Genomic DNA, 17,355 nt, shown 5'->3' on the forward strand with positions numbered 1-17,355 from the left:
TATAGGCGCGCGCTATGCCCGAAATGCTCACTACCGAAGGCCGCCTTGCCCGTTGCAAATTCCGCAGTTGGCATCGCGGCACGCGCGAAGCCGATTACATGATCGGCGGCTTCTTCGACCGCTACCACGCTGAGTGGGGGGAAGAGGAACTCGCCTGGTTCGAAGCGCTACTCGAGGAAGACGATGTGGACATCATGGCCTGGGCTCTGAAAACGCAGCTCACGCCCCCACGCTTCCAAGGCACGCTGATCGAGAAGATGCAGAAGCTCGATTACGTCGACATTCCGCGTTGACGGGAACGGCGGGGGCGCTACGGCGCTGACCCCGTGATGCCCGATCTCTCCCGAATTCTGAAAGCCGACAAACCGCTGACGCTGGCGCAGGTCGCCCGCGGCGCGCAGCCGCTGGTAATGGCCGACCTCGCCCGCGCCGGAACCGGACGCGCGATCTTCATTGCACCCGATGATGCGGCGATGCGCGGAATTGCCGAAGCCGCAAAGTTCTTTGCGCCGGAGCTTGAAGTCATCGAATTTCCGGCGTGGGACTCCTTGCCTTACGACCGCGCAAGCCCCGCATTGTCGGTCAGCGCAAAGCGGCTCGCCGCACTGCACCGCTTGCAGACGGGAAAAGCAACGGCGCAGCTGGTCGTAACCACCGCGAACGCCGTGCTCCAGCGAGCGCTTACGCCCTTCCGCATTCGCGAGAGCGTGCGAGAGTTCAAGCCCGGTATCGAGATCGGGCGCGATAGCCTTTCGCTTCTGCTTCAGAAGCAGGGATATAGCCGGACCGACACGGTCATCGACAAGGGCGAGTACGCGATCCGCGGTTCGATCGTGGACGTGTTTCCTTCGGGATTGGACGAGGCTTTGCGCCTCGACTTTTTCGGAGATGAGCTCGAGAGTCTCCGCAGCTTCGATCCCAATACACAGATGAGTACGGGACGGCTCGACAGCCATCTCCTTCTCCCCGCCAGCGAAGCGCTCCTCGACGAGGAGAGCATCAAGCGCTTTCGCAGCCGGTACCGCGAGATGTTCGGTGCGAACGCTACGCAGGATCCGTTATATGAGGCCGTAAGCGAAGGCCGTCGCCTTGCCGGGATGGAACACTGGCTGCCGCTGTTCGAGGAACGGCTGGTGTCCCTATTCGACCATCTCGACGACAAGGACACTGTGGTCGTCGACAACGCTTCTCTTGCCGCCGCCGACGAGCGGATCAAGGACGTCACCGACTATTACGAGCAGCGCAAGGCGGCGAGCGGACAGGCCAAGGGCAGCTATCGTCCGCTGGAACCCCAAGCGCTCTACCTCACCGCCGACGAGTTCAAGGCGGCATTGGATGGAGCCCCCGCCCACCGTGCAACCGCATTCGACGAACCTGAGAGCGAAGCGGTAATCGACTTCGGCTTCAAGTCGGGACGCGACTTTGCCCCCGAGCGGGCGCGCGGCGACAATGTCTATCCGGTACTTGCCGATCATCTGAAGGCACTGGCCAAGGCGGGGAAGCGTCCGCTGATCGCCGCCTATTCGACCGGCAGCCGCGCTCGTATCGCTTCGATCCTTTCCGAAGCGGGCGCGCCAGTGCAGCTGGCGGATAGCTGGCAGGAAGCGCTTGGCCTGAGCGCAAAGGGCAAGCCCGCGGCGATGGTGCTGCCTCTGGAAGCCAGCTTCGCAAACGATGAAGTGGAACTGCTCACCGAGCAGGACATCCTCGGCGACCGGCTCGTACGACGCAAGAAGAAGCGAAAGGATGCCGACGCTTTCCTGGCCGAACTGCAGGCACTCAGCGTCGGGGATCTCATCGTCCATACCGAGCACGGCATCGGCAAGTATCTGGGCCTCGAGCCCGTTACTGTGGGGAAGTCCAAACACGATTGCGTCCAGCTGGAATACAAGGGCGGCGACAAGCTGTTCATCCCCGTCGAGAATATCGACGTTCTGAGCCGCTACGGATCCTCCGAAGAAGCAGTCATGCTGGACCGGCTTGGCGGCGAAGCCTGGCAAAAACGCCGCGCGCGGCTCAAGGAACGTATCCGCGAAATCGCTGGCGAGCTGATGCAGGTTGCCGCTCAACGCGCGCTTAAGAAGGCACCGGTGTTCGATGTCGACGAAGCCTCGTTCAATCAGTTTCTCGACCGTTTCCAGTATGAGGAAACCGACGATCAGGAACGTGCCATCGAGGACGTCCTAAGCGACCTCGGAAGCGGCAAGCCCATGGACCGCCTGGTCTGCGGCGATGTCGGCTTTGGGAAGACCGAAGTCGCGCTGCGCGCCGCATTTGTCGCTGCCATGAACGGCCAGCAGGTCGCAGTGGTGGCCCCCACCACCCTGCTCGCACGTCAGCATTTCGAGAATTTCAGTCAGCGCTTCAATGGCTTCCCGCTGAATGTCGGGCGCCTATCTCGGCTCGTACCTGCCAAGGAATTGAAGGACACGCGGGAAGGTCTGTCGAAGGGCAATGTCGATATCGTCGTCGGCACGCACGCAATCCTGTCCAAGCAGACGGACTTCAAGAATCTCGGCCTCGTCATTGTCGATGAGGAACAGCGCTTCGGCGTGACCCACAAAGAAAAGCTCAAGCAACTGCGCGCCGATGTGCACATGCTTACCCTCACCGCCACTCCCATCCCACGCACGCTGCAGATGGCGATGACCGGTCTGCGCGAACTTTCGACGATCCAGACCCCGCCCGTCGACCGTCTCGCCGTTCGAACCTACGTCATGGAATGGGACGACATGGTGATGCGCGAGGCGCTGCTGCGTGAACATCATCGTGGCGGACAAAGCTTCATTGTTGTCCCTCGGATCTCGGACATGGAGCAGATTTCCGACTGGCTGCACGAGAACGTACCCGAAGTGAAATTTGTTTCCGCACACGGTCAAATGAGCGCGGGCGAGATCGAGGAGCGGATGAGCGCTTTCTACGAAGGCAAATACGACGTTCTCCTCGCGACGACGATCGTCGAGAGCGGGCTCGACCTGCCGAGCGCGAATACCATCATCATCCACCGCGCGGACATCTTCGGTCTCGCACAGCTTTACCAGCTGCGCGGGCGCGTAGGCCGCGCAAAGCTGCGCGCTTATGCCTATCTCACCTACGAGAAGGACATGGCGCTGTCCGAAGTTGCCGAAAAGCGGCTGAAAGTATTGGGTGACCTCGACAGTCTAGGCGCTGGCTTTCAGCTTGCCAGTCACGACCTCGACATTCGCGGGGCGGGTAACCTCCTCGGCGACGAGCAATCGGGCCACATCCGCGAAGTCGGTTTCGAACTTTACCAGTCGATGCTCGAGGACGCGATCCTTGCAGCCAAAGCCGGGGAATTGGGGCTTGAGGCGAAGCGCGAGACAGTCAGTCCGCAGATCACCGTCGACGCGCCAATAATGATCCCGGAAGATTACGTCCCCGACCTCGCAGTCCGCATGGCGCTCTATCGCCGCCTGAACGATGCCGAGAATCAGGGCGAAGTCGAAGCAATGGCGGCCGAGATGATCGATCGCTTCGGTCCGCTTCCCTCAGCGACCGAGAACCTCGTGCGCCTCATCCAGATCAAGCTGCAGGCGATCCAAGCAAATATCGCCAAGATCGATGTTGGAGCAGCGGGCACGCTGGTGACATTCCACAAGGACGACTTCCCCGACGGGCCCGGCCTCATCGCCTATGTCGACCGCCTGCAGGGCACAGCCAAACTGCGGCCCGACATGAAGCTGGTGATCAGCCGTGCCTGGAACTCGCCCGAGAGCCGCCTGAATGGGCTGTTCCAGCTCACCAAGGGCCTTTCCGGAATTGCGCGGAAAGCGAAGAAGCGCGAGAAGCAACCAGCCTAATCTGCTGCAGTTTCGAGAAAGGCTTGAGCCGTGAGGGGCTTGGATCCCAGGAAGCCCTGATAAAACTCGCAATCCTCTGCGCCGACAAAATCGCGCTGCATTTCAGTTTCGACGCCCTCCACCATAACCCGCAAATCGAGCGCCTTCGCCATACCCATGATGGCGCGAAACACTGCCCGGTCGCGTTCATCGTCGAGTATGCCCTCGACCATCGAGCGATCAAGCTTGATGCAATCAATCGGCAATACCTTCAGATAGCGGAAGTTGCAGAAACCCGCTCCGAAATCATCCAGCGCGATACACACGTCGAGAAGTTTGAGCTGGTGAAGAACTCGGCTGACCTGATCGAGATCTGCCAGCAGGACCTGCTCCGTAATCTCCAAGGTAATGCGGGACAGCGAGACGCCGACCTTGTCGGCCAACCGGGCAAAATCAATCGCGAAATTATCTGCAGCCAGATCGACCGGCGTGATATTGATCGACAGGCGCAGATCTTTCGGCCAGCGGGTCGCAGCGATAAGCGCGCGTCTCACGATGTGGCGCGAAAGATGGGCCACATGATCTGCACGTTCTGCAATCTGGAACAACGACTGTGCACCGATCCGACCGACAATCGGATGATGCCACCGGGCCAAGGCCTCTGCTCCCACGAGCCGATTGTCGATCAGGGAGTACTGTGGCTGAAACAGGATTTCGATCTCATCCTGATCGATCGCTGCCAGAAGATCTGCTTCGAGTTCGATATTGGACCGTGGCGCAATCTCAACCGCTCCGCTCGACCACTCGATCCGGCGACCGTGCGAATTCCGCATCAAAGCAGTCACTTCCGAAAGCCGGTCCAGCATGGTGTCGATATCGTCATGCTCACCAGCCCGCATCAGTGCGATGCGGGGCCAAAGTCGCAAGCTGCTACCGCCTTGCGGATTTGCAATGGGCGCTGCGATTGCATCGCCCAGCGCTTCGGCCAGCCATTGCCAACGCTCCCGGCTGGTATCGGCGCGCGCCACCAGCATGAATGTCCCACCAGATAGGCGTGCAGCCGTCCAAGGATGGCTTTCCAACTCGTCATCGGCGAAATGGCGAATACGGTGGGCAACTTCAACGAGCGCTCCGTCACCAGCGGTTTCACCAAATGCAACATTTACCGTATCGAACCGGCCTAGTGAAATGAGCATGGCATGGATCGGGCAGGCTCCCGCAGAGGCCGGCCAACTTCCGCACCAGGCGGCGACAGTCCGGCGAAGCTGAGATTGGTTTCCCAACCCAGTCAAAGTGTCGCTCGACTCGCTCATTATATCATCGGGCAAGGTTGCCATTCTTGCACCCATAGCAGTGCTTTTATGATTTATTAGGTATAAAATCGACATTGTTGCCAAATAGGACAGCGATCCATAGGGTTGCGTCCGTTCCTGCCGAAATTCAGGTAGACAGCCAACGGAATTGATAATGGCCGAATTCGAGCGACTTGCACTTTTGGTCTCCGATTCCGAGCGAGCCCAAGAGGCCGCCGAAACCATCTTTGGTCCACTGGCCGACTGGGTACTGGTGGATCAGGCCGACGCAGTTGTGGTCGTTGGCGGAGATGGTTTCATGCTCCAAAGTCTGCATGCCATGCTCGATAAAGGCCGGATTATCCCAGCCTATGGGGTGAATTTGGGCACGATCGGTTTCTTGATGAACAAAAACCGCCAGCCAGAAAAACTGCTGAACCGGATCACCCGGTCCAAGGCGCACACGATCGCCCCCTTGGCAATGGAAGCGGTGACGCAGGACGGCAAAATACATCGCTTCTGCGCGATCAACGAAGTTTCACTGCTGCGCGAGACACGTCAGACCGCGCGGATCGAGGTTATGGTGGACGACAAGGTGCGTATAAAGGAACTGGTGTGCGACGGCGTTCTACTATCGACCCCTGCCGGTTCGACGGCCTACAATCTTTCCGCCGACGGACCGATTCTGCCGCTCGATTCTCAGCTACTTGCCCTTACCCCAATCTCGGCTTTCCGGCCGCGGCGGTGGAAAGGCGCTATTCTTCCTGATCGCAGCCGCGTCACATTCCGTGTGATGGATGCCGACAAGCGCCCTGTTTCAGCCGTGGCCGACCAGCGCGAAATCCGAAACGTAGCTGAAGTCCGGTTGGAAATTGCCCGGGACAACCTTCTTACCTTGTTGTTCGACCCAGGTCATGCACTCGACGAACGCATCGTTTCGGAGCAGTTCGTGGTGTGATTGCAACGGTGCTGCAGAAGCTATCCAAGTTTTTGTAAAACCCCGCTTGCAAAACGGGAATCGCCCCCATATACGCGCGGCCTGCCCCCGCCCAATACCGCTTGGGGGCTGCTCCCCGATAGCTCAGCGGTAGAGTAGGTGACTGTTAATCACTTGGTCGTTGGTTCGAATCCAACTCGGGGAGCCATTTTCCACTAGTTTCTGTTGTTTTTTAGTGTGATAGCCTTGCGCTCGTCACTCGCCCCACATTACGCCCCACAACCCGTAAAGTGGTTGCCGGATGGGCCAAATACGCTTTCCATGGCATCTCGGTTTTCTATCGCTGCTTAAAAATCTTTATGGGTTGGCTACATACCTAGCCGTATCTCTATGCGGTCAAGCCGGTCGTGTGTATTGTCCTTGAAATCGTTGAGGATTTCAGCATTTCCGTTTGCAGTTTCCCTGTCGGAATCCGCATTAGTAAATGCCGTTTCGATGTTAGTGGCATTCAGGGCGGTTTGGGCTTCAAGTTCCTCAACCCGACTGGCCAACGCTTCTAAGCGCTGTCCAAGATCGCTTCCATCCACTGCATCGTCGGCAATATCTATGACCTCGTCGCGAGTGACTACGCCGCCACCTCCGCAACTGCCGAGAAGCAGCGCCATCGCTAGACCTATTTCAATGCGAGCATGTAGCGTTAGATTCATTTCTGCCTCCTTGTGCGAAGGCCTTAGAATCCCATGGTATGGGTTAGGTCAAGCGAAGGTCAATTTACATTACAAGCATAGGCACTTTGGCATGCATCGATCAGATCCCGTTCGCTCCAACGGCAAATTCCATCCAGACATCCGCCACCTCGCGCACTGACATATCCTCAGTAACAACGGGCGGATCGGACAGCTGGAGCGCATCGCGCAACACAGCGGGCATCTCGGGCAGTCGTAGTGTTCCCTCCAGCATCGCAGCATATGCCCCGCCCGGTTCGGTATTTTCTGCTCGGTCGATTATCGCGGCGGTTCTCGTGCGGTGTTTGGCCAGCATGTCGCGCAGATCGTCGGGCAACTCATATTCCCGCCGTGCCATCGATCCAATGGGCAACAACGCCCCGTAAATCCGATCCATGCGGCTATCGATGCTTTTGCGTGCCATGTGTCAGCCCCGCCCCTTGTTCTGTGCGATCAGCAACGCTTCGATCTCGTCCAGGCGGGCGCGCATCTCATCGATCCCTGCCGCCTCTTTGAGCGACTTCACCGCTAGGGCCAGTCTGTTGCTTTCGGTCGGTGTGAGTTCGCCCTGACTGAGCGCATCGGCAATGCCGTTCGGTTCGGCTGGCACATCGATCACACGTTCGGACGGCAAGAAACGGGCGAGCACGAATGTTGCCGCCTTCAAATCGCCTTGCTCCAGCTTCCTCTCTAGCGCCACGAGCGCCTTATTTGTGAGATTGCCTAGCTGCGCCAGAACCTCGCGATTGAACCGATGCGATGCGCCTTTCGGCTTGCCGGGATTGCCGCACCCGAACGTACCGTCCGCATTGCGCCAAGACTCCGATTTTGCCCGTTCTGTTTCGGCAGTCTGTGTCATTGTCTCATTATCCAAATTTCGTGCGACCTCAGACCCACACTATGCGCGCACCGCGTGCGGGATGGGTCAACCAGCAAGCCAGCTTCTGTGTGTCGATCATGCGGCCCGGTGCCCGTGGGAATGCGTTGTGCTCGCGCAACTGGTACGCCCGCCCACGGGTGATATTCAGCGCCGCATAGGCCTCGCCCACTGGCAGCGTAGGCGAGGTCCGCAAATACACCGTCTCGGGCAGATCAAGCCGCCGTGGCATCGGTGCGCCCCATCACCATGTCGAGTGCCTCTTGCGCGCTCAGATCGAACAGCGCCGCCATGAAGGCGACCATGTCCTTGGCCACACTCTCCATAACGCCGATTGCGGCCAGCCGCTTCAAGTGATCGGCGCGATAGCGCGCAGCTTCGGCCATTACCGCATCCATATTCGGGCCAGTCGCAAGCACAGTACCGAGATCGGGAACTGCGGGATTGGTCGCGGCGGCGTTGAACCGCTCCGCCCAATTCAAAAGCCAATACCGCTCGACTGCCTGCTCCCAGATCGGCTCAGGGAACGGCACGCTATTGCCCCGCGCGACCACTGCCGTGAGTGCCGCTAGGTCCGCGCGTTTGATCCAGTCGTCTTGCCCTGCTTCGGACAGGCTGCGCGCACCGTTCACATAGTCGAGCGCAAGCAGCGTATCGACGGTTAAAGCCGGTTCCATCAATGCGGCATCGGCTGCATGGGTCTCGGATTTCGCGAGCCGCATCGCGTCGATCGCGCGGCCCACAGCTGGGGCGACGGCACCTGCGAACGTGCGACGACGAATCTCCGGGATTTTGTCGTGTTGGTACTCGTCGAATAAGGACGAGTCGCGCTCGACCAGATGATCTAGGGTGTTGCGCAATTCAGGCGAGTTTGCGCCGGTCATTTCATCGTGTGAGACGAACCCAACCGACCCGACCGAATAGCGGGGACCATAGGGTGTGTTCTGCTTGGCAATAGATTTCATGTCGTGGCGCTCCTGTCCGTAGTTATCCACAGGGTGAGTCCACTCGGATTCCTCGTCAAGCAGAATCTGCAATATGAGACAAAGTATTTAACACCTCTACTACTTACCAATATGTAAGTTTTTAGGCGATGCTATGGAGCATATGAGTCATTACGTTATTTATCTGACTCGCATTATGGACGTCATTAAATAGCGGCTGGCCCGTTATTTAATGTCGCCGGTCCAAAAAGGGCGTAACGCTCTCCAAACGGAACGAACGGAACATTTTTTCATATGTTTTCCCTTAGAGTCAGGGTGCACCCCTAAACAAGGCCGGGGCGTGGCGAATTTTCCGTCCCGTTCGTTCCGTTCTCGGGCTTCCACCGCAGTCCGGTGATCCAAGCCCCGTCATTGTGCTTGCTGCCAAACCCCTGTCCCCGGATACGCTTCCCGAACTGCACCTTCCCGACGATGTTGCGAACGCCTGAGCGCCGCGCCCAGTTCTCAAAATTCAGATACAGTTCGGCCAGCGTGATCTCGCCCGCCGGGTCCATCTCGCATCGTTCCGCGACGAACGACCGAACCTGATCGGCCTCGCGCCGCCATTCCTCCCGCGCCGTGATGGACGATGCTGGCAATGTGAAGCCGTGCTGCGTTGCGTAAGCGTAGTGTTGAAGCGCGAGATTCAGGATACCGGGCAGTTCGACAATCAGCTTGTCGGCCAGCTGCTCGTCCTGCTCGTGGTCGGCAAATTGGCGATTGAAAGGAACGATCACCGCCCGACGATACAGCCCGTCCGAAAAGTCGCGAGTGTGGGGCATGTGGTTCGTCCCGAACCAGCACGTAGCGAACGCTCGCATATCGAACGGGTCGCGGTTCTTTCGCTCCACGGTGCTGATCTCGCCCGATACGATCGCCTTCAATTCATCGTCAGCAATCACCTTCCCCTCCGGCAGTTCGCTTACGATGTTGGCCAGCTTCATATGCAGATGCGCGCGCTGCCATTTGCTATCGAATTGCGACGGCTTCACGCCCGCCACGTTCTCGCGCCCGACAAGGGCTTCGATCACCCGCAACAGGACAGACTTGCCGTTCGCGCCGTTGCCTATCAGCAGGACGAATTTCTCGTGCCTGGCATGTGCCATGAGAGAGTAACCTATCAGCTGGAGCACGGCGCGAATTTTGTCTGGCGCGTCGTGATCGTCGCGAAACACAGCCCACAGAAATGTCACGAAGCCGGGGGCCTGAGCCGCCGGATCGTACGGTACGGGGATAAGCGTAGTCCGATAATGCTCCCGCCGGTGCGGTCGCTGCATCCACCCCTGATCGGTCAATTCGAGTTCGCCGCTGAGCGTATTCACGACCTCGGGACAGCCGATGTTGAATTGGTGATCGGGCAGGTACGTCTGTTTGCGGATTAGCCCCGTGACGCTTTCGACCAGCGCGTTCGTGATTTTCTCATTGCTAGCACTGAGCGTGGCGATCACCTCTTGCGACACGGCGATGTCCTCGCGCCTTCGCCATACCGTGCCGTCCCATCGCCACAAATGGGACTCGGCAAACAGGATGTTCTCAGGACCGATTGCTTTGATGGTGTTGCGGGCATGGGCGAGATGATCGTCCCCGCGCCGCCTACTCTTTGCCGCCTCACTTCGCAGCGCACCAATCGACATACCCGTCACATTCTTCATGTAGTTCAGGACGGACTCGCATTCGATGGCGGACAGAGTGCCTGCCAGAGCCGCGATATCGCATAAGCGCGCAGATCGTTCGGGCTCCGTCGCCGGAGCCGTGAGCACCGCCGCTTGCAAGGTTGCCACCGTGATCTCGGGTGGCAATTGCGAGACTTGGGGCGCGGGCGCACCTTGCGCACCTTGAATTTGAGTGGTATTCATTTACCGTTCCACTTTGACCCGACCCGTTGCGCAGCGACCCGCGCGACGGGTCATTTTTTATCCAGCGTTGGCGCGTTCCCGAGTGGCAAGCCAATGGTCCACCTCGTCTGCACGCCAACGGGCGCAGCCGGGAGACAGCTTGATAGGTGCGGGGAATTGTGGATCGCTGCGAACGTAACGCCACACTGTGGCGCGTGAAATTGTCAGCTTTTCTGCGACCTGATCGACAGTCTGAAGCATTTTCGTAACCTCGGGACAAATGGCGCACGTGCACCGATTTTGCCGCACCGGTCCGAATGACCGCTAGGGGTTGTAGGTACCCCCGGTTACTCGCGCTAACTGCATAAGTCTGAATCCGAATTGGCTCTAAGGCAAGTGCAAATCGTCGCATTCTTACTTAGGTATAATCGGCCCGGGGTTTGGCACTCTCTATTGAGCGGGGTTCATCGACGGCAAACCACGGCTTCATCGCTTTAGAAGGGTATGTCGTCCACTTCTAAGTCAACATCGAGAGATTGTTCGAAAGTACCTTCTGAGGTCACGACTTCAACTTTGACCCAACCAGACATTCGGTAGGAGTCTTGCAGCTCCTCCCCCGTGAACTTGCTCCATACTTCCTTTTTTCCTCGCACCCTCACCTGTGCCCACATGCCAGGAGCGATGCGAGCGACCGGACTCTTTATGAAATGCCGGACGGAACTGCCCTCGCCTGTCTGAACTGCGGCGCATTCCACACCTTCTAGTTCGTATGTCCAATTAGGTCCGGTTTTAAGATAGATGGCCTCGATTTCCGGGGACTTCCGCTTCGTTTCATTTTTTAACTCAAAAGTTAGGTCGACTTCAGCGTCCGCTCGATATGACCCTTTGATTAAATTCCCGGTCATTCTCGCCAAAGTGATCGAGAAAGACTTAAATTTACGGCTTTCGGCTTCTTTCCGTAGCCACTCAAATTCGTGAGTGAGACTTTCTTTTAACGACTGGATCGACTTGCCATAAACAATATGACGATGATGCTTTAGATCGAAAGGTATGTCGTTTGCATCCTGCGTTAGGAGCGTCACCAGCTTACCCAGTGCGTGAGCGTACCCGACCTCATAGAAGACGTTGGGGTTCCTATCCGTCATGTCAGCAATTATGAAATCGGCGTCCTTTATTTGCCGATAAATTCGCTCAAGCATCGTCTCGGAATATCTTTGCTCATCGACCCTTTCCGCGACGACACCACACTCAGTTGCGGTTTCTTGGATGCCCAACTTGTAGATGTCGGAGAATTCTTTGGAAAACGGCATCAGAACGAAAGCAAAGGGCTTAGGCAAATTTCACCTCACTCAACATTTGTACTGGCAGGCTTATGCCTTGATGGGTGCGATAACTAGTACGTTATCCGCCGTCGCGCGACCCATGCACCAGTCCGACCACGCTTGCATAATAGGACGGCGCTCGTCCAACGCATCGCCGCGATCGTAGGCTTGTTCGGTTTTCGACCCGACCTTGTGAGCAAGTGCCGTTTCGACCAAATCGCGAGGAAACTTGCCCTTCGCCCATGTCTTGAACGATGCGCGCAGCCCATGCGGCACGGCTGGCGATCCCGAGTCCCTGTCGACAAAGCCCGTTTCGTCCTTTTCGTGGATCGTTCGCATCGCCTTGCCGATTGCAGCGTTCGTAAGTTCCTTGTCGCGCGGCGAAGGAAATAACAGGTCAACACCTTCGCGCCGTTCCAGCCCGTCGATCAATGCCAATGCCTCATCGGACAGCGGGATGCGGTGCTCGCGCCGATCCTTTGCCCTGCCCTTCATGCGAGCCGCAGGGATGGTCCAGACCCGCGCGTCGCAGTCAATCTCGCCCCATCTCGCACCCGCTACGTTGTCGACCCGCACGGCAGTCAATGCGAGGAAGCGAAGCGCGACAGCGGCCATCCCGTCCTGCTTGCCCACAGCATCAAACCATGCGGCCATGCGGTCGACAGCGACATGGGGACGGCTTGTGACAGTTGCGCCGCCCTGATCGTCGATCCACTGTTTGAGTGCGCCCTTGGACGCGGGATTAGCGGCGTCCTGCCGATGTCCTGCATCGATCGCCCATGCGAGCACGGATTCGATGCGACCGCGCACCTTTACCGCCGTTGCGTTCTTGTCCTGCCAGATCGGCTCCAGAACCCGCTTGATATCCGGCAACCCGATCTCGTCGACCAGCATCTTACCGATTACGGGGACGGCATAGGTTTCCAGCGTGGTCCGCCATTCCGCGCGCTGCCAATCGTGGCGCAGCTTCGCCATGCGCCCCGTACCCATGTATTTCTCGACCGCCTGAGCGAATGTCAGATCGCGCATTTGCTTTGCGATCAGCGCCGCGCGGGCTTCACGCTTTTCGGCAACAGGATCGCGGCCCTCAGTTCTGATCGCATCGATTGCAGCCCGCGCCTTCTTATGCGCGTCGGCGAGCGTGACGGCGGGATAACTGCCCAAGCCCATGTCTCGGCGCTTCGATCCTACCTTCGCCCGCAATATCCATGATCGTCCGCCGCTTGCCGTGGTTTGCAAACATAATCCTGGCACCGTGCCGACCGGATGTAGGTGTTTGGACTGTTTTCCCTCGGGATGCGACAAACGGGACACTTCAAGGGCGGCGAGCGGTTTTGCTATGATAGGCATCTGCCCCACATAACGCCCCACAAAATAATTGCGACTGATTTCTAAAGTCTAACCACGATTGCGACAGGTTTTTGAGTCGGTCGATTAACGAACGAATTGCGTAAAACTCTGCTTAAATAGCTGTTTTCAATCCACAAAATATCCGGTGCCGACCTTCAACCGGGAACCATCCTCGGGGTCGACAAAGGGCCGGGGGGGTCATTTGACACAGCCTGAAACTCGCCCATGCCTCAAACTCGGGGAGCCATTTTCCTTACATCGCGAACAGCAGTCTCGAGCCCACCCACGCGGTGAGCAGTGCCGTGCCCCAGCGTATCCATCGTTGAGGGATAAATTTGAGCGCCAGCAAGCTTCCGAGCTGACCGCCTATTGCGACCGCGACAATAAGCGGAAGACCTATATCGACTGCCGCCAGAAAACGCCCCTCGCCGCCTTTGATGATCTGACCCGCCAAACCGAATAGCGAGTTGATCAGAATGAACAGGCTGGTGGTTGCAGCGATGGCTCTTGCGCCATCCCAGCGGCAAAGATGGAGGATCGGCGCAAGGAAAATGCCACCACCGATACCGACCAATCCGGCGAGATATCCAAGCGGAGCGGCCACGACGGGCATATAGCGTGACCAGCGATGTGGCTCACCCTCGGCCTTGCCTATTGGCAAAAGCATCGTGGCGGCAGTCAACACCAAGCTCAGCCCCAAAAGTGTGAGGAAGGTACTTTCTCCTATCGGGGTCAGACCACCAAAGAATGCAGCCGGCGCCGCGATAGCAGTTAATGTCAGCGCCCCTTTCCAGGGCGTGATGCCTGCGCGAGCGAAACGGATAGTGCTGCCAGCGACGACCACGATATTGCAGGATAGCGCGATCAGCGGGAGGATGCGAAAGTCCAAGCCCGACAAGGCCAGCAACGCATTATAGGTTGAGCCTCCACCGAAGCCGACGCTCGCGTAGAGTAACGCGGTGACGAAAAAGGCGGCAATGAGCCAGATCATGCTCATGCCGCCTCTATCGTTACATGTGCCGCGTCAAGCGACGCGTCTCAGGCATTGGCGCGGATGGCACCGTGGCAATGCTTGTACTTGTTGCCCGATCCGCAGGGGCACGGCTCGTTGCGGCTGACATTCATATTTGCATACGGGTTTTCGGTGGCGGAACCTCCGGGCCCAACTGCTGCGCGTGCACTTCCCGCGAGAGCGCCGAACAGGGCCGCACGCTGTTCCGAGCCATCGCCATCGTTCGAATCTTCGAGCCCTGTCAGAGGGTCGATATGGCCTGTCAGGAAATCGGGCAAATCTGGCAAGTCCACACGTGGAAGCGGAGCAGGTTCAGCCAATTGGACGGTCAGCAATTTGGCAGTTACATCTTCGCGCAGCTTGTCGAGCATGCTTTCGAATAGCGCGAACGCTTCTTGCTTGTACTCGTTCAGCGGCTGCTTTTGAGCATGGGCGCGCAGACCCACGACCTGACGCAGAGCGTCGAGCGTCGCGAGATGCTCTTTCCACTGGTGATCGAGTTCCTGGAGGAGCAGGCTCTTTTCGACCCGGCGCCAGATCGAAGGATCGGCCTTGGCGATCTTCTCATCCATTCGCCGATCCGCTTCCTCGCGGATGCGCTCCTCGATCAATTCGGGTTCGATATGATTTTCTTCGAGCCAGTCATCCATGGGGAATGACATGCCGAACACGTCTTCGACCTTGGTCTTGAGGCCATCCATGTCCCATTGCTCGGGATAGGATCCCGGCGGGCAATGTTCGCCTACGATCGCGTTGATCGCATCGTGGCGCATGTCCACCACGACATCGTCCACTGCTTCGCTGTCCATGATTTCGGCGCGCTGCTCGTAGATGACCTTGCGCTGGTCGTTCATCACGTCATCGTATTGGACGACCTGCTTGCGGATTTCGTAATTGCGCGCCTCGACCTTTTTCTGGGCGGTTTCGATGGCCTTGGAAAGCCACTTCGAGCCAATCGCTTCACCGTCTTCAAGGTTCGAATTCATCATACGAGCGAAGAGCGTATCGGGGCCAAAGATGCGCAGCAGGTCGTCTTCCAGGCAGAGATAGAACCGGCTGAGGCCTGGATCGCCCTGACGGCCAGAACGTCCACGGAGCTGGTTATCGATGCGGCGACTTTCATGGCGCTCTGTCGCAAGGACGAACAGGCCGCCGGCTTCGAGAACCCGTTCCCGCTCCGCAGCAACTTCTGCCTTAATCCGATCCACTTCCTGCTGACGCTTCGGGTTATCCTCCGCAAGTTCGGAAAGTTCATCGTCGATCCGGAATTCGACATTTCCCCCCAGCTGAATGTCGGTCCCGCGACCGGCCATGTTTGTCGCAATGGTCACCGCCCCGATGCGGCCAGCCTGCGCCACGATGTGCGCTTCGCGTTCGTGCTGGCGGGCGTTCAGGATTTCGTGCTTCACTCCCTCCTTGTCGAGGAAGCTGGAGAGCAGTTCGGACTTCTCGATCGACACCGTACCGACCAGCACTGGCTGTCCGATCTCGTTCTTTTCCTTGATTGCCTTGGCAATCGCCTGGAACTTGTCCTGCGTGTTCTTGTAGAACTCGTCTTCTTCGTCGATGCGCTGGACGGGGACATTGGTCGGGATCTCGACCACGTTCATCTTGTAGATGTCCCAGAATTCCGCCGCTTCAGTGGCTGCCGTACCGGTCATGCCGGAAAGCTTGGGATACATGCGGAAGTAGTTCTGGAACGTGATCGAGGCGAGAGTCTGGTTCTCCGGCTCGATCTTCACATCTTCCTTCGCTTCAACCGCCTGATGCAGACCGTTCGACCACCGGCGGCCCTCCATCATACGGCCGGTAAATTCGTCGATGATGACAACCTTGCCTTCTTCGCCCATGGTACCGTCGGGCTGCATCTTCTTGTCATACTTGACGATGTAGTCGGTATCGCGCTTGAACATGATGTTCGCTTTCAGCGCCTGGTCGAGGTGGTGAACCACCTGTGTATTCTCTACATCGTAGAGGTTGTCGGTTTCGAGAAGGCCGGCTTCCGTCAGCATCTCCTCGATCGCATCGGTACCTTCTTCGGTCCAAGTGATGTTCTTCGTTTTCTCGTCCGCATCGTACCACTCGGGTTCGATCTTCTTCACGATCTCGTCGATCGACACGTAGAGGTCCGATTTGTCCTCCGTCGGACCAGAGATGATCAGCGGAGTCCGCGCTTCGTCGATGAGGATCGAATCCACCTCGTCGACGATGGCGAAATTGAACGGGCGCTGCACCATCTGGCCGCGATCATGCTTCATGTTGTCGCGCAAATAATCGAAACCGAATTCGTTATTGGTCCCGTATGTAATGTCGGCGCCATAGGCATCGCGGCGCTGCATTTCTCCGAGATTGGGGACGATGACACCTACCGTCAGCCCGAGGAAGTTGTGCAACTGGCCCATCCATTCCGCATCGCGGCGGGCGAGATAGTCGTTCACGGTGACGACGTGGACGCCTTTGCCTTCGATGGCATTCAGATAGGTTGCGAGCGTTGCGACAAGAGTCTTGCCCTCGCCCGTGCGCATCTCGGCAATTTCGCCGCGATGAAGCACAACGCCGCCGACCATCTGCACATCGAAATGGCGCATGCCGAGTACGCGAACCGAGGCTTCCCTCACAGTGGCGAAGGCTTCCGGTAGAACGTCGTCCAGCGTCTTGCCGTCCGCCAGTTGCTGGCGGAACTTGTCCGTCTGCGCGCGCAGTTCATCGTCGCTAAACTCCTGTATCTGGGGTTCAAGCGCGTTGATCTGGTCGACGATCTTGCGGATGGAACTGACGTAACGGTCGTTGGACGAGCCGAAAACGGACTTCATGAGCGTATTGAACATGGGTGGGCGAAGACCTTGAATATCTGGGGGATCGTATGCGGAATACCCGCGCACACTCTCGGTGCCGGGCAAGCGTATCTGAATGTGCCGGAAGGGCTATTCGAAAGCGCGGTCGGCGCCCAACATTACCGAAGGAATGTAGACGGTGACGGGTTCCTGCTTCTTGCAGGGCGTCACCTTCTCGCCGCGCAGCTTTTGCTTGCGCTGCTTGTCAGCACAGACGTTCTGCGCGTCGCGGGTTTCAGTTTCTCGGGAGTCCGACGGCTGCTCAACACCCACACCCACAGCGCTATTCACCGCGGCCTGAACAGGCGCGCCAATAGCGGCGAGACCGGTCAGAAGAGCAATCAGGGCGAGTAGTTGGCGCAGCATAATTGCCCCAAGTGATAGCGCA

Annotated in this window: 16 protein-coding genes and 1 tRNA gene; 4 read left to right on the top strand and 13 right to left on the bottom strand. The window is 58.0% G+C overall.

The genetic code is table 11. The annotated features are described in order from the left end of the window. Positions 1-14: 14 nt before the first annotated feature. A complete protein-coding gene (locus GRI69_RS01125; protein WP_160726484.1) occupies positions 15-293 on the top strand; it encodes an FAD assembly factor SdhE in 279 nt (92 codons plus the stop codon). Positions 294-329: 36 nt separating this feature from the next. Further along, positions 330-3,821, top strand: a complete 3,492-nt coding sequence (gene mfd / locus GRI69_RS01130) for a transcription-repair coupling factor (RefSeq protein WP_160726485.1) — start codon at positions 330-332, stop codon at positions 3,819-3,821. Here the strand turns inward: mfd and GRI69_RS01135 are convergent. Then, positions 3,818-5,188, bottom strand: a complete 1,371-nt coding sequence (locus tag GRI69_RS01135) for a bifunctional diguanylate cyclase/phosphodiesterase (RefSeq protein ID WP_337191004.1) — start codon at positions 5,186-5,188, stop codon at positions 3,818-3,820. The two genes, mfd and GRI69_RS01135, sit on opposite strands and share 4 nt — an antisense overlap. 79 nt (positions 5,189-5,267) lie before the next feature. Here GRI69_RS01135 and GRI69_RS01140 point away from each other — a divergent pair, with 79 nt between their 5' ends. After that, a complete protein-coding gene (locus GRI69_RS01140; RefSeq protein ID WP_160726487.1) occupies positions 5,268-6,050 on the top strand; it encodes an NAD kinase in 783 nt (260 codons plus the stop codon). A 112-nt stretch (positions 6,051-6,162) separates the two neighbouring features. Next, a tRNA-Asn gene (locus tag GRI69_RS01145) sits at positions 6,163-6,237 on the top strand. Between the two features lie 160 nt (positions 6,238-6,397). Here the strand turns inward: GRI69_RS01145 and GRI69_RS01150 are convergent. From GRI69_RS01150 to GRI69_RS01205, 12 genes are all read right to left on the bottom strand, one after another. Next, positions 6,398-6,736 carry a hypothetical protein gene (locus GRI69_RS01150; protein ID WP_160726488.1) on the bottom strand — a complete coding sequence of 113 codons (339 nt, stop codon included), beginning with the start codon at positions 6,734-6,736 and terminating at the stop codon, positions 6,398-6,400. Between the two features lie 100 nt (positions 6,737-6,836). Then, positions 6,837-7,178 carry a hypothetical protein gene (locus GRI69_RS01155; RefSeq protein WP_160726489.1) on the bottom strand — a complete coding sequence of 114 codons (342 nt, stop codon included), beginning with the start codon at positions 7,176-7,178 and terminating at the stop codon, positions 6,837-6,839. Positions 7,179-7,181: 3 nt separating this feature from the next. Next, complete coding sequence (locus tag GRI69_RS01160; RefSeq protein ID WP_160726490.1) at positions 7,182-7,613, bottom strand: hypothetical protein; 432 nt, start codon at positions 7,611-7,613, stop codon at positions 7,182-7,184. Between the two features lie 28 nt (positions 7,614-7,641). After that, complete coding sequence (locus GRI69_RS01165) at positions 7,642-7,863, bottom strand: hypothetical protein (RefSeq protein WP_160726491.1); 222 nt, start codon at positions 7,861-7,863, stop codon at positions 7,642-7,644. Then, on the bottom strand, positions 7,847-8,596 hold the full coding sequence (locus tag GRI69_RS01170) for a hypothetical protein (protein WP_160726492.1): 750 nt from the start codon (positions 8,594-8,596) through the stop codon (positions 7,847-7,849). Before GRI69_RS01170 ends, GRI69_RS01165 begins: the two co-directional genes overlap by 17 nt. A gap of 302 nt (positions 8,597-8,898) precedes the next feature. Further along, positions 8,899-10,470, bottom strand: a complete 1,572-nt coding sequence (locus GRI69_RS01175) for a DNA primase family protein (protein ID WP_160726493.1) — start codon at positions 10,468-10,470, stop codon at positions 8,899-8,901. Positions 10,471-10,527: 57 nt separating this feature from the next. Next, entirely contained in the window at positions 10,528-10,710 is a 183-nt protein-coding gene (locus GRI69_RS16375; RefSeq protein WP_160726494.1) for a helix-turn-helix transcriptional regulator, read from the bottom strand. A 233-nt stretch (positions 10,711-10,943) separates the two neighbouring features. Then, positions 10,944-11,786, bottom strand: a complete 843-nt coding sequence (locus GRI69_RS01185) for a TIR domain-containing protein (protein WP_160726495.1) — start codon at positions 11,784-11,786, stop codon at positions 10,944-10,946. Positions 11,787-11,819: 33 nt separating this feature from the next. Further along, on the bottom strand, positions 11,820-13,121 hold the full coding sequence (locus GRI69_RS01190; RefSeq protein ID WP_237452878.1) for a tyrosine-type recombinase/integrase: 1,302 nt from the start codon (positions 13,119-13,121) through the stop codon (positions 11,820-11,822). A 253-nt stretch (positions 13,122-13,374) separates the two neighbouring features. After that, positions 13,375-14,112, bottom strand: a complete 738-nt coding sequence (locus GRI69_RS01195) for a sulfite exporter TauE/SafE family protein (protein WP_160726497.1) — start codon at positions 14,110-14,112, stop codon at positions 13,375-13,377. A 47-nt stretch (positions 14,113-14,159) separates the two neighbouring features. Further along, positions 14,160-16,961 carry a preprotein translocase subunit SecA gene (gene secA, locus GRI69_RS01200; protein ID WP_160726498.1) on the bottom strand — a complete coding sequence of 934 codons (2,802 nt, stop codon included), beginning with the start codon at positions 16,959-16,961 and terminating at the stop codon, positions 14,160-14,162. 96 nt (positions 16,962-17,057) lie between these two features. Further along, positions 17,058-17,333 (bottom strand): hypothetical protein, encoded by a 276-nt coding sequence (locus tag GRI69_RS01205; protein WP_160726499.1) that lies wholly within the window; start codon positions 17,331-17,333, stop codon positions 17,058-17,060. Between the last annotated feature and the right edge of the window lie 22 nt (positions 17,334-17,355).

Origin of the sequence: Qipengyuania vulgaris (assembly GCF_009827325.1) — a bacterium.
GTDB classification, from domain to species: Bacteria; Pseudomonadota; Alphaproteobacteria; order Sphingomonadales; family Sphingomonadaceae; genus Qipengyuania; species Qipengyuania vulgaris.